Genomic DNA, 13,372 nt, shown 5'->3' on the forward strand with positions numbered 1-13,372 from the left:
GCTCCGCCGGTTCAACCCGAGGGGTTACCGAGTGCAGATACGCACCAGTGGTGGCCGGCACAAACGCCGCATGAGACTCGCGATACCGGCCGTGGCGGCCGTCGTCGCGCTCGCGGGGGCGGGCATCGCATTCAGCGGTTCGGACTCGGCTGAGGCCGGTGAGGCGCCCGCGGCCAACTTGGAGCCGTCGCAGTCCAGCTCGGTCACCCAGGACGAGCTCGCCCAGCGCGCCGTCAAGGCGATGGAGGCCGACGCGCGGACCAAGGCCCCGTCCCCGGCGGCCCGTTCCGTCGTCAAGTCGGCGCCGAGCGCGCGCATCATCGGTGGCAAGGAGACGACGATCTCCGCCGCGCCGTGGATGGCGCAGCTCCACTTCTGGGACAGCCAGGGCGGCTACTTCTGCGGCGGTGTCGTCATCGCACCGACGAAGGTCGCCACCGCGGCACACTGCGTCAAGGGCATCAAGTGGTACTCGGACGGCGTGGTGGTCGTCGGTACCGACCGGATGCCCGCCGAGAACGGCGACCTGCACGGCGGTGTGGCACACCTCGTGAAGCGGCAGTGGCACAACCCGAAGTACGACCCGTACACGCTCGACAACGACGTCGCGCTCCTCACGCTCGAGCAGCCGGTGTCCGTCCCGTCGCTGCCGATCGCACAGCCGACCGACGGCGACCTCTACCAGGCCGGCCTCGACGGCAAGGTCTACGGCTGGGGCCGCACCAGCTCGACTGTTCCGAACAGCGGCTCGGACGTCCTGAAGGTCGCCGACGCCGACGTCGTGTCCGACTCGGACTGTGCGGCTGCCTACCCCGCGCCCACCGAGACCGCGGCGAAGTTCGTCCGCGGCCACATGCTGTGCGCCGGTGCAGCGCCGACCGGTAGTGACGCCACGACCGAGACCACCTGCAACGGTGACTCCGGCGGCCCGCTGGTGGTCGGCGGCAAGCTCGTCGGCCTCGTGTCCTGGGGCGACGTGGACTGCTCGGCGGCCGGAAAGCACGGCGTGTACGCGAAGGTGTCGACGTACTCCGCCCCGATCCAGGCCCGCGTCGACGACGCCAACCGGAACCGTGACCACACGGCCGATGTGATGGCCCGCCGTGCCTCGGACAACACCCTGTTCGGCTGGACCTCGAAGGTCACGTCGTTCGCCCGCACCATCAACGCCGGGAACTTCGCCGGGTACAACCTGATGGTCCAGGGAGACCTCGACCGGGACGACAACGAGGACCTGGTGGTCCGGGCGTCCAACGGCTCCGTGTACTGGGACCACTACGTCCCCTCGACCGGGCGGACCGAGCGCAAGCTCCTGTCCACCGGCTGGAAGACGAACAAGCAGTTCATGCTCCCCGGTGACCTCACCGGGGACGAGGTCCCGGACCTGCTCACGGTGAACTCCTCCGGCTACCTCTACCTCTACCCGGGCCGGGGCAACGGCACCGTCGCCGCACCGGTGCTCCTCGGCAGCGGCTGGGGCCAGTACCGCGAGGTCCGCGGCCACGGCGACTTCACCAACGACGGCAAGCCCGACCTGATCGCACGTGGCTCCGACGGTTCGACGTACCTCTACCGCGGCACCGGCAAGGTCTCGGCGCCCATCGAGGCACGCCGTCTGGTCGGCAAGTTCACCACCGGCAGCTTCAACACCCTGATCACGGTGGGTGACGTGAACAGCGACGGGCACGCGGACCTCCTGGCCCGTGACACCTCGGGCAAGCTCTGGCTCTACCCGGGCAACGGCAACGGCGCGTCCTCGGGCGGGATCTTCGCCTCGCGCAAGGACTTCGGGACCGGCTGGCAGGCGTACAACCTCTTCGGCTGACACCACCGTGCCTGGCGGTGCCGCGGCTTCCCGAGCGTCCGGTCCGGTGCTTCCGACCGCACGACGGCACGGCCGCCCCCCTCCTGCGGAACGCCCGGTCGGGATCTCCCGGCCGGGCGTTCGGCATGTCGGGGCGGCGCGCGGCTTCCCGCGAGGCGACGCAGCGCCGCCGGCATCACTACCCGGTGCACGGCTCGCGTGCGGCTCCTCGGACCGGACGCACCTCGCACGGCTCTGCCGGTACCCGGACCCGCATGCGCCGTTCCTGCCGCGGGCCGGCAGGTGCGCAGGTGCGCAGGTGCGCCGGAGTGGCAGGGCGCTGCTTCCCGTCGGTCCGTGGTGCGCCGGGAGTCCCCTGCACCTGGGAGCTTCGCCACATCCGCGACCCTCGCAACCGGCCCCCCGGTCCACCGGCCCGCCCGTCAGGCTCGAGGAAAAGGCGCAGGTGGGGAGTGCCTTCAGGGCATCCCCGATGCACGTTGCGGGCGCAGAACCTTGCCCACGCGCTTCTCACAGAGTTCTCACGCCCCTGTGCAACCCTTCTTGGCGCTCCACCGTCTCACCAGTGGCGTAACAAAGCTTGACAGGGTGGGCAAACCGTGCCTGAACACAACGGCCGGGGGTAACGGGACCTACGAGGACTTGAGGGGACATGGCCGACCAGAGCAGCAAGAGCAGCCGAATACGTGGCAAGGGAAGCCGGCGCAAGCCGCCCTCCACGGGACGCAGGGCCGCGACCATCGCCGCCTGGTCCGCGGCAGGTCTGGTGCTCGTGGGCGGATCGGGCCTCGGCCTCGTCTACTTCAAGCTCGACGGCAACCTGCAGGGCGTCGACATCAACAACCAGCTCGGCGCCGACCGGCCCGACAACGTCGACAACGGTTCCATGGACATCCTGCTCCTCGGGTCCGACTCGCGGGCCGGGGCCAACGGCGAGTACGGCAGGGACGAGGGTGGTGCCCGCTCGGACACCGCGATGATCCTGCACGTCTACGAGGGCCACAAGAAGGCCGCCGTCGTCTCGGTGCCCCGCGACACCCTCATAGACCGGCCCGAATGCACCGACAGCGCGGGCAAGAAGGTCCCGGCGCAACACCGCGCCATGTTCAACACGGCGTACGAGGTCGGCGGCCCGGCCTGTGCGGTGAAGACCGTCGAGAAGATCTCCGGCATCCGCATGGACCACTACATGGAGGTCGACTTCGCGGGCTTCAAGAAGCTCATCGACCAGCTCGGCGGTGTCGAGGTCACCACCACCGTGCCAATCAACGACACCAAGAGCCATCTCGACCTCAAGCCGGGCCGGCACACTCTCAGCGGCGAGCAGGCCCTCGGTCTCGTGCGCACCCGCAAGTCCGTCGGGAACGGCAGCGACCTCGGCCGGATCCAGTTGCAGCAGGCGTTCATCAAGGCGCTGATCCAGCAGGTCAAGAACGTCGGGGTGTTCACCAGCCCGACCAAGCTCTACGACCTCGCCGACACCGCCACCAAGACGATCACGCCGGATTCCGAGCTCGACTCGGTCAAGGCGCTCGTCGGCTTCGCGAACGGACTGAAGGGCCTCGGCCCCGGCGACATCCAGATGATCACGATGCCGGTGGACTACGACAAGATCGACCCCAACCGCGTCTCCCCCCTGGACAAGCAGGGCCAGCAGGTCTGGACGGCCCTCAGGAACGACCTCCCCATCCCCGCGTCCGCGACGAAGGGGACCGCGGACGGCCAGGCCGAGGGCATCGTGCAGTAGCGGGGAATACCTCGGGGCGTCCCCCGGTTTTGGGAGATGCGGCCGGTCCTGGCAGACTGGTACGTCGGCCCCGGTTCACGTGCGCGCATCCCGCGCGTGCGACCCGGCGCCCTCCCGAATCTAGGAGACACCTTGAAGCGCGACATCCACCCCGAGTACGTCGAGACCCAGGTGAGCTGCACCTGCGGCGCGTCGTTCACCACCCGCAGCACGATCGAGGGCGGCACCATCCGTGCCGAGGTCTGCTCCGAGTGCCACCCGTTCTACACGGGCAAGCAGAAGATCCTCGACACCGGTGGCCGTGTGGCCCGCTTCGAGGCCCGCTTCGGCAAGGCTGCCGGCTCCGCCAAGAAGTAGCGAGCCACTGCGCCGGTCTTCGGTCGCCCCGTGCGGGTGGCCGGGACCGGCGCTTTGCCGTCTCCCGCGGCCCGGCGCACCGGCCCCGCAGCCCAGCAGCCACCTTCGTGTACGAAACCAGGAGCCCCCGATGTTCGAGGCGGTCGAGGAACTGATCGGTGAGCACGCCGATCTCGAGAAGCAGCTCGCCGACCCTTCGGTCCACGCCGACCAGGGACACGCGCGCAAGCTCAACAAGCGGTACGCCGAGCTCACCCCGATCGTCGGCACGTACCGCTCCTGGAAGCGGACCGGCGACGACATCGAGACGGCCCGCGAACTCGCTGCGGACGACCCCGACTTCGCCGCCGAGGTGAAGGACCTGGAGAGGCAGCGCGAGGAGCTCACCGAGAAGCTGCGCCTGCTGCTCGTCCCCCGCGACCCGAGTGACGACAAAGACGTCATCCTGGAGATCAAGGCGGGCGCGGGCGGCGACGAGTCTGCGCTGTTCGCCGGTGACCTGCTGCGGATGTACCTGCGTTACGCCGAGCGCGTCGGCTGGAAGACCGAGATCATCGACTCCACCGAGTCCGAGCTCGGCGGCTACAAGGACGTCCAGGTCGCGGTGAAGCTGAAGGGCAACGCCACGCCTGAGCCCGGTCAGGGTGTCTGGGCACGCCTGAAGTACGAGGGCGGAGTGCACCGCGTCCAGCGCGTGCCCGCCACTGAGTCGCAGGGCCGGATCCACACCTCGGCCGCAGGCGTCCTCGTGACGCCCGAGGCCGAGGAGATCGACGTCGAGATCAACCCCAACGACCTGCGCATCGACGTCTACCGTTCGTCGGGCCCCGGCGGCCAGTCCGTCAACACGACCGACTCGGCGGTGCGCATCACGCACCTGCCGACCGGTGTCGTCGCCTCCTGCCAGAACGAGAAGAGCCAGCTCCAGAACAAGGAGCAGGCCATGCGCATCCTGCGTTCCCGGCTACTGGCCGCCGCGCAGGAGGAGGCCGAGAAGGAGGCCGCGGACGCGCGCCGCAGCCAGGTCCGCACGGTCGACCGCTCCGAGAAGATCCGTACGTACAACTTCCCGGAGAACCGGATCTCGGACCACCGCGTGGGCTTCAAGGCGTACAACTTGGACCAGGTGCTCGACGGTGACCTGGACGCCGTGATCCAGGCGTGTGTCGACGCCGACTCCGCCGCGAAGCTCGCCGCAGCGTAAACCGAACCGCTCAGCCCGGAGGACCAGCGTGCAGTCGCTCCCCGGGGGCCGACCCCCGTCGCCCCGCTCCTTGCTGCTTGCCGAGGTGGCCCAGGCCACCCAGCGGCTGGCCGACGCCGGCGTGCCCTCGCCCCGCTTCGACGCCGAGGAGCTCGCCGCGTTCGTGCACGGCGTCAAGCGGGGTGAGCTGCACCTGGTCAAGGACGCGGACTTCGACGCCCGCTACTGGGAGGCGGTCGCCCGGCGCGAGGCCCGCGAGCCCCTGCAGCACATCACCGGGCGGGCCTTCTTCCGCTACCTGGAGCTGCAGGTCGGGCCCGGGGTCTTCGTGCCCCGCCCGGAGACCGAGTCGGTGGTCGGCTGGGCCATAGACGCGGTCCGGGCGATGGACGTCGTCGAGCCGCTCGTCGTCGACCTGTGCGCGGGGTCGGGGGCCATCGCGCTCGCCATCGCCCAGGAGGTCCCGCGCTCGCGCGTGCACGCCGTGGAGCTGTCGGACGACGCCATCGGGTGGACGCGGAAGAACGCGGAGGGTTCCCGGGTCACCGTCCACCAGGGTGATGCGCTCGGCGCTCTCCCGGAGCTCGACGGACAGGTCGACCTGGTCATCTCCAACCCGCCGTACATTCCCCTCACCGAGTGGGAGTACGTCGCCCCCGAGGCCCGTGACCACGACCCGGAGATGGCCCTCTTCTCCGGCGAGGACGGGCTCGACACCATCCGCGGCATCGAGCGCACCGCCCACCGGCTGTTGCGGCCCGGCGGCCTCGTCGTCGTCGAGCACGCCGACACGCAGGGCGGGCAGGTTCCGTGGATCTTCAACGAGGAGGCCGGCTGGGCGGACGCGGCCGACCACCCGGACCTGAACAACCGTCCGCGCTTCGCGACCGCCCGCAAGGCCCTGCCGTGACGGCCGCCGCTGTGTTCCCCACCCTGTACGTGTACGAGGAGGCCCGCTGATGGCTCGGCGATACGACTGCAACGACGCGACGGACCGTACGACCGGCCTGCGCGAGGCCGCTTCCGCCGTCCGCCGCGGTGAGCTGGTCGTGCTGCCCACCGACACCGTGTACGGCATCGGTGCGGACGCGTTCAGCTCGGAGGCGGTCTCCGACCTGCTCGAGGCGAAGGGCCGGGGCCGCAACATGCCCACGCCCGTCCTCATCGGCTCCCCGAACACCCTGCACGGCCTGGTGACCGACTTCTCCGAGCAGGCGTGGGAGCTCGTCGACGCCTTCTGGCCGGGTGCCCTCACACTGGTCGCCAAGCACCAGCCCTCCCTGCAGTGGGACCTCGGCGACACCCGGGGCACCGTCGCCATCCGCATGCCGCTGCACCCCGTCGCCATCGAGCTGCTCACCGACGTCGGCCCGATGGCCGTTTCCAGCGCCAATCTCACCGGCCACCCGGCCCCCGAGGACTGCGACGCCGCGCAGGACATGCTCGGCGACTCCGTCTCGGTGTACCTCGACGGTGGGGCGACGCCGGGCATCGTGCCCTCGTCGATCGTCGACGTCACCGGCAAGGTCCCGGTCCTGCTGCGCGTCGGCGCGCTGGACGCCGACGAGCTCCGCAAGGTCGTACCAGACCTTGAGGTGGCCAATTGACGGCCCCTGAGGGGCGTGGCATAGGTGCGGCCGACGCGGGCGGCACCTTCAGGATCCTCCACGTCAGCACCGGCAACGTCTGCCGCTCGCCGATCACCGAGCGGCTGACCCGCCATGCCCTGTGCCGCCGCCTCGGCGATCCCCTGGCGGGCGGACTGATCGTGGAGAGCGCCGGCACCTGGGGTCACGAAGGCGCACCGATGGAAGCCAACGCCGAGACGGTGCTCGTCGACTTCGGTGCCGACCCGACCGGGTTCGTCGGCCGCGAGCTGCTCGACGAGCACGTCATCCGTGCGGACCTGGTACTGACCGCCACCCGCGACCACCGCGCCCAGGTCATCTCCATGGGCCACTCCGCGGGCCTGCGCACGTTCACCCTGAAGGAGTTCACCCGTCTCGTCCGCGCGATAGACCCCTCGACGCTGCCGGACCCTTCGCACGGAGTGGTCGAGCGCGCCCGAGCGCTGGTGCGTGCGGCGGCGGCGCTGCGCGGCTGGCTGCTCGCACCCAGCGCGGAGGCCGACGAGGTGTACGACCCGTACGGCGCGCCGATCACCTTCTTCCGTTCGATCGGCGACGAGATCCACCAGGCGCTCGACCCGGTCGTCACGGCGTTGACGGGCGTCTCCTCCCGCCACTGACGGGGCGGTGCGTCCGGCGTCGGGCCATGTCGGACAAGCAGGGGGGCAATCAGCGGGCGGACGGCAGCACGGCGGCCTACATTGGTTCGCACGCACCCGTTTCCTGAGGCCACGGAGCCCGCGATGCCGGTCACCCCTGCTGCGACAGCCGCCCCGCACACACCAGAGCTCGAAGCCCTGCGCCGGCAGGATCCGGAGATCGCCGAGGTGATCCTCGGCGAGGTACGCCGGCAGGCCGACAGCCTCCAACTGATCGCCGCGGAGAACTTCACCTCACCCGCGGTGCTCGCCGCCCTCGGCTCCCCGCTGGCCAACAAGTACGCCGAGGGCTATCCCGGCGCCCGCCACCACGGCGGCTGCGAGCTCGTGGACGCGGCCGAGCGGATCGCGGTGGACCGGGCCAGGGCCCTCTTCGGTGCCGACCACGCCAACGTGCAGCCGCACTCCGGTTCGTCCGCGATGCTCGCGGCGTACGCGGCGCTGCTGCGCCCCGGCGACACGGTGCTCGCCATGGGCCTTGCCTTCGGCGGCCACCTCACCCACGGCTCCCCGGCCAACTTCTCCGGCCGGTGGTTCGAGTTCGTCCCGTACGGCGTCGACGCGGAGTCCGGCCTGCTGGACTACGAGCAGGTCCTCAGGCTCGCCCGCCAGCACCGGCCGAAGGCGATCGTGTGCGGCTCGATCTCGTACCCGCGCCATCCCGACTACGCCGTGTTCCGGGAGATCGCCGACGAAGTGGGGGCGTACCTGATCGCGGACGCGGCCCATCCGATGGGACTGATCGCCGGGGGTGCGGCAGCCAGCCCCGTCCCCTACGCGGACGTCGTGTGCGCGACGACGCACAAGGTACTGCGCGGGCCGCGAGGCGGGATGGTCCTGTGCGACGGCCATCTGGCGGAACGGATCGACCGGGCGGTCTTCCCGTTCACCCAGGGCGGCGCCCAGATGCACACGATCGCGGCCAAGGCCGTCGCGTTCGGTGAGGCGGCCACCCCGGCGTTCGCGTCGTACGTGCGACAGGTGGTCGCCAACGCCAAGGCCCTCGCCGAGGGGTTGGCCGCCGAAGGCTTCGCGATCACGACCGGGGGGACGGACACCCACCTGATCACGGCGGATCCCGCTCCGCTCGGTGTGGACGGCCGTACCGCCCGGGGGCGGCTCGCCGCTGCCGGCCTGGTGCTGGACACCTGCGCGCTGCCGTACGGGGACGGCCGGGGCATCCGGCTGGGCACCGCCGCCGTCACCACGCAGGGGATGGCGGAGGCCGAGATGGCGAGGATCGCCGTGCTGTTCACGGCGGCCCTGCTCGGGCAGGACGGGGAAGCCCGTCGCGTACGCGAGGACGTGCGCGAACTCGCCGGGAGATTTCCGCCCCACACGGGGTAGACGGGGCGGTGTGCAACCGCCGAAGGCCTCCGTATGTCCTCACGCATGTGGCCCGCCCGGTTAGGGTGAGGGGCTGAGATGGCCAGTGAGACCTGTGGGGCAGCCCGTGCGTGATTACCTGCTGACGCTCTGTGTCACGGCCGCGGTGACCTATCTGCTGACCGGTCCGGTGCGGAAGTTCGCCATCGCGACCGGTGCGATGCCGGAGATCCGTGCCCGTGACGTGCACCGCGAGCCGACGCCGAGGCTCGGCGGCATCGCCATGTTCTTCGGCCTGTGCGCGGGGTTGCTGGTGGCCGACCACGTGAAGAACCTCAACGGCGTCTTCGAGCTCTCCAACGAGCCGAGAGCACTGTTGTCCGGCGCCGCGCTGATCTGGCTGATCGGCGTGCTGGACGACAAGTTCGAGATCGACGCCCTGATCAAGCTGGGCGGCCAGATGATCGCCGCGGGCGTGATGGTGATGCAGGGCCTCACCATCCTGTGGCTGCCGATCCCCGGTATCGGTACGGTCTCGCTCACCCAGTGGCAGGGCACGCTCCTCACGGTCGCCCTGGTCGTCATCACGATCAACGCCGTGAACTTCGTCGACGGCCTGGACGGTCTGGCCGCCGGCATGGTCGGCATCGCCGCCTTGGCGTTCTTCCTGTACGCCTACCGGATCTGGTACGGCTACGGCATCGAGGCGGCCGCCCCGGCAACGCTCTTCGCCGCGGTGCTGATCGGCATGTGCCTGGGGTTCCTGCCGCACAACATGCACCCGGCGCGGATCTTCATGGGCGACTCCGGTTCGATGCTGATCGGGCTGGTGCTGGCCGCTTCGGCGATCTCCGTGACCGGCCAGGTCGACCCGGATGCGCTGAAGCTTTTCGAGGGCAGTACCCGGGAGGCCACCCACGCCGCTCTGCCGGTGTTCATCCCCCTGCTGCTGCCTCTGACGATCATCGCGATTCCGGTCGCGGACCTTCTGCTGGCGATCGTGCGCCGCACCTGGAAGGGGAAGTCGCCGTTCGCCGCCGACCGCGGCCACCTGCACCACCGGTTGCTGGAGATCGGGCACTCGCACAGCCGCGCCGTATTGATCATGTACTTCTGGTCGGCGCTGATCGCCTTCGGCGTGGTGGCCTACTCGGTGCACTCCGCGTCGATGTGGATCGTGCTGGCGATCGTGGGGCTGAGCGCGCTCGGTCTGGTGCTCCTGCTGCTGCCGCGCTTCACACCTCGCGCGCCCCGCTGGGCCGAAGCGTTCGTGCCGCCGCGCTACCGGCGCAGGGCACCGACGGGCGACCTCACGCACGGCGCCCCCCACCACCCGCTGGACCCCGCAGCCGACCCGTCGGCCGTGGAGGCCGTGGACCGCACTCCGGCCGCCCTCGGGCTCCACGGAGCCACGGCGCTGTCCAGCAGCACGCTGCGGACGAAGGAACGCGAGCGGGCCTGACAGGCCGCGCCACGGGGGGCGGCGCGCGGCGACGCCGTGGAGCGTTGCGTTCCGGTGTCGCCCGCAGGTAGGCCCCGCAGCGGGGCCGGCCCGGAACGGAGAGGAGCAACTCCCGTGAACACGCAGGGCGTTGGCAGGAACCCATGGATCCGGCGGTTCCACCCCGCGACGGACGCGGACCGTGCGCTCGTCTGCTTCCCCCACGCCGGCGGCTGCGCCTCCTCCTACCTGGCCTTCTCGACGGCGCTCTCGCCGGCCGTCGACGTGCTGGCCGTCCAGTACCCGGGCCGACAGGACCGCATCGACGAGGCGTGCGTCGACAGCATCGCCGAACTGGCCGACGCGGTGACGGCCGAACTGCGGCCGTGGGCCGACCGGCCGCTGATGCTGTTCGGGCACAGCATGGGCGCCACCGTCGCCTTCGAGGTGGCCCTGCGGCTGGAGCGGGCCGGGATCGTGCCGCTGACGGTCTTCGTCTCCGGTCGCGCCGCGCCGTCGACACAACGCACGCAGGAGGCCGAGCGCGGCGACGCCGAACTCGTCGCCGAACTCAAGGCACTGGGCGGCACCGATGCCACGGTGCTGGAGGACGAGGAGGTCCTGCAGCTCGCCCTGCCCGCCATCCGCGGCGACTTCAGGGCCGTCGCCCGCTACCGCTACGCCGGCGCACCGCCGCTCCGGGCGCCCGTCCAAGCGCATGTCGGCCTCGACGATCCTCGGGTCACCGTCGAGGAGGCCAGGGCGTGGGCCGACCACACGAGCGGGGGCTTCGCCCTGCACACCTACCCGGGCGGGCACTTCTACCTCGACGAGCACGCCCCGCGCGTCATCGGGGCGATCGCGGGCACCAGTTCGCCCTCGGTACGCCGTGGGGGAGGCCCGCTGGGAGGGCGGTCGTCGTGACAACGGCCGGTCGTGACAACGGCCGTCGTGCCGGAGGGCTGTCGTGGCAACGGCCGTCGTGGGGAGGGCCGTCGTGGGGAGGGCCCTCCACCGCATGCCCGCCCCGGTGCGGCGCAGCAGCCGTCGGGCCCGCCGCCTCGCCGCGCGTCACCTCCGCGCACGGAGGGGTGACCGGATTCGGTGAACCGCGACGACGCGATCGGGGGAAGCGCTCCGGTCGGCGGGAGCCGAGTCCATCCGCAACAACCCCCGTGAACTGGCCCATTCCGTCGCTGTGTGACGGGCAGCACACAGTTTGGGTAAAGACTGCATCAAATAGTTTGTGATACCGTTCACGAGAACCCGGGATGGGATCGGAACGCTGCACATGACGGCCTTCCGATCGAGGGGATTCCTCGTCCTGGGCCCTGGTCCGTCCGCTCGACGACCGTCAGATCGTTCCACCCAACACCTCGCCGGAGGAGCTGCCCCCATGCAGTCCAACGACGCCCGAACCCTCCTGTACTGCGCCCTGCCCACCGCCGCCGTCGGTGTCATCGGTGTCGCGGTCAGTGCCTCCCTCGCGGGCGGCAAGGGAGCCCTGGGCGCCGCCTTCGGCGCTCTGCTCGTGCTCGTGTTCATGGGAGGGGGGCTCGTCATGCTGCAGCGCACCGCGCGCTCCTGGCCGCACCTCTTCCAGATGATGGGCCTGCTGCTCTACACGACGCAGATCCTTCTGTTGATGATCGTCCTGACCGTCGTCAAGCGGGTCGCCGTGTTCGACGGTAAGAGCACTGCCTTCACCCTGCTCGCGGCCACCCTGGTGTGGATTGCGGCACAGATCCGCGCGCACATGACGTCGAAGACCCTGTACGTGGAGCCGGATTCCGCTCAGACCTCGTCGTGACCTGTAGGGCCGGTGTAAAGGGGCTTCCGCTCATTTGCTATCGTCTCGCCACAACTGCGGCAGAGCTGGCGCGGGCGGTAAGCGCGCCCGTCACGTCTCACGCCTCGGCGCCCAGTCGCCGTCCTTGAACATCCGCAAGTCCAGTCCAGTGCCGTTCCGCGGTCGCAGGCCGCGCCGACACATTTGAGGTTGCCGTACCCATGCGCCACGCTGAAGGAGCTCGCGGTGAGTGACGCCAAGATGCTCGCCTTCGAGACCGACTGTCACATCTTCGAAGGGTGCGGCTTCCCGACCCCTGGCCTGCACTCCTTTATGTTCGAGCCCATCTTCACGGTCGGTGGGTTCGAGTTCACCAAGCCGATACTGCTGGCTTTCCTGAGCTCGTTCATCGTCGTCGGCTTCTTCTGGGCGGCCTTCAACAAGCCGAAGCTGGTCCCGGGCAAGCTGCAGATGATCGGCGAGGCGGGCTACGACTTCGTCCGCCGCGGTGTGGTCTACGAGACCATCGGCAAGCGCGAGGGCGAGAAGTACGTCCCGCTCATGGTCTCGCTGTTCTTCTTCATCTGGATGATGAACCTCTGGTCGATCGTCCCGCTGGCGCAGTTCCCGGTGACGTCGATCATCGCGTACCCCGCCATGCTCGCCGCGATCGTCTACGTCCTCTGGGTGAGCCTCACGTTCAAGAGGCACGGATTCGTCGGCGGCATCAAGAACATCACCGCGTACGACAAGTCGCTCGGCCCGGTGTTCCCGATGGTCATGTTCTTCGAGTTCCTCTCGAACATGTTCATCCGGCCGTTCACCCACGCCGTCCGGCTCTTCGCGAACATGTTCGCCGGCCACGTGCTGCTGCTGATCTTCACCATCGCCAGCTGGTACCTCCTCAACGGTATCGGTATCGCCTACGCCGGCGTCTCGTTCGTGATGGTCCTCGTGATGACCGTCTTCGAGCTGTTCATCCAGGCGCTGCAGGCCTACGTCTTCATCCTGCTTTCCTGCAGCTACATCCAGGGCGCTCTCGCCGAGCACCACTGACGGTCGGTACCCCCCAAGACAACCGGTGGCCAACCCCCACCGGCCCTGAAAGAGAAGGAAGAAACGGCATGTCCGCTCTCGACACGCTCGCTGCGGTCAACATCCAGGGCAACCTCGCCGCGATCGGCTACGGCCTCGCCGCGATCGGCCCCGGCGTCGGCGTCGGCATCATCTTCGGTAACGGTACGCAGGCCCTGGCCCGCCAGCCCGAGGCGGCCGGTCTCATCCGCCAGAACCAGATCCTCGGCTTCGTGCTCTGTGAGGCGCTCGCCCTGATCGGTCTGGTCATGGGCTTCGTCTACCCGACGCCTTCCTGATCGCTCGGCTGACGAGAATCATT

At 69.7% G+C, this 13,372-nt stretch carries 13 protein-coding genes; all 13 read left to right on the forward strand.

Annotated features, from left to right (window positions below; genetic code table 11):
- Positions 1 to 70: 70 nt before the first annotated feature.
- Positions 71 to 1,825, forward strand: coding sequence for a trypsin-like serine protease (locus ACFXOM_RS12960; protein ID WP_384938809.1), 1,755 nt, complete (start codon positions 71 to 73; stop codon positions 1,823 to 1,825).
- Positions 1,826 to 2,477: 652 nt separating this feature from the next.
- Entirely contained in the window at positions 2,478 to 3,572 is a 1,095-nt protein-coding gene (locus ACFXOM_RS12965) for an LCP family protein (protein WP_384938807.1), read from the forward strand.
- 132 nt (positions 3,573 to 3,704) lie between these two features.
- Positions 3,705 to 3,929 (forward strand): 50S ribosomal protein L31, encoded by a 225-nt coding sequence (rpmE, locus tag ACFXOM_RS12970; RefSeq protein ID WP_384938805.1) that lies wholly within the window; start codon positions 3,705 to 3,707, stop codon positions 3,927 to 3,929.
- 130 nt (positions 3,930 to 4,059) lie between these two features.
- Positions 4,060 to 5,133, forward strand: coding sequence for a peptide chain release factor 1 (prfA, locus tag ACFXOM_RS12975; RefSeq protein WP_384938803.1), 1,074 nt, complete (start codon positions 4,060 to 4,062; stop codon positions 5,131 to 5,133).
- Between the two features lie 28 nt (positions 5,134 to 5,161).
- Positions 5,162 to 6,043 (forward strand): peptide chain release factor N(5)-glutamine methyltransferase, encoded by an 882-nt coding sequence (prmC, locus tag ACFXOM_RS12980; RefSeq protein WP_384938801.1) that lies wholly within the window; start codon positions 5,162 to 5,164, stop codon positions 6,041 to 6,043.
- A 49-nt stretch (positions 6,044 to 6,092) separates the two neighbouring features.
- Positions 6,093 to 6,740, forward strand: a complete 648-nt coding sequence (locus ACFXOM_RS12985) for an L-threonylcarbamoyladenylate synthase (RefSeq protein WP_384938799.1) — start codon at positions 6,093 to 6,095, stop codon at positions 6,738 to 6,740.
- Positions 6,737 to 7,381, forward strand: coding sequence for a protein-tyrosine-phosphatase (locus ACFXOM_RS12990; RefSeq protein WP_384938797.1), 645 nt, complete (start codon positions 6,737 to 6,739; stop codon positions 7,379 to 7,381). Before ACFXOM_RS12985 ends, ACFXOM_RS12990 begins: the two co-directional genes overlap by 4 nt.
- A gap of 123 nt (positions 7,382 to 7,504) precedes the next feature.
- Positions 7,505 to 8,767, forward strand: a complete 1,263-nt coding sequence (glyA, locus tag ACFXOM_RS12995) for a serine hydroxymethyltransferase (protein WP_385037920.1) — start codon at positions 7,505 to 7,507, stop codon at positions 8,765 to 8,767.
- Positions 8,768 to 8,873: 106 nt separating this feature from the next.
- Positions 8,874 to 10,208, forward strand: coding sequence for an MraY family glycosyltransferase (locus ACFXOM_RS13000; RefSeq protein ID WP_384938793.1), 1,335 nt, complete (start codon positions 8,874 to 8,876; stop codon positions 10,206 to 10,208).
- A gap of 114 nt (positions 10,209 to 10,322) precedes the next feature.
- On the forward strand, positions 10,323 to 11,111 hold the full coding sequence (locus ACFXOM_RS13005; RefSeq protein WP_384938791.1) for a thioesterase II family protein: 789 nt from the start codon (positions 10,323 to 10,325) through the stop codon (positions 11,109 to 11,111).
- Positions 11,112 to 11,583: 472 nt separating this feature from the next.
- Entirely contained in the window at positions 11,584 to 11,997 is a 414-nt protein-coding gene (locus tag ACFXOM_RS13010) for a hypothetical protein (RefSeq protein WP_384938789.1), read from the forward strand.
- 240 nt (positions 11,998 to 12,237) lie between these two features.
- The gene (atpB, locus tag ACFXOM_RS13015) at positions 12,238 to 13,032 is read left to right on the forward strand and encodes a F0F1 ATP synthase subunit A (protein WP_384938871.1); all 795 of its coding nucleotides are present in this window, start codon (positions 12,238 to 12,240) and stop codon (positions 13,030 to 13,032) included.
- A gap of 68 nt (positions 13,033 to 13,100) precedes the next feature.
- A complete protein-coding gene (locus ACFXOM_RS13020; protein ID WP_384938787.1) occupies positions 13,101 to 13,349 on the forward strand; it encodes a F0F1 ATP synthase subunit C in 249 nt (82 codons plus the stop codon).
- Positions 13,350 to 13,372 lie beyond the last annotated feature (23 nt).

It is taken from the genome of Streptomyces sp. NPDC059169, from assembly GCF_042755225.1.
In the GTDB taxonomy this organism is placed as follows: domain Bacteria; phylum Actinomycetota; class Actinomycetes; order Streptomycetales; family Streptomycetaceae; genus Streptomyces.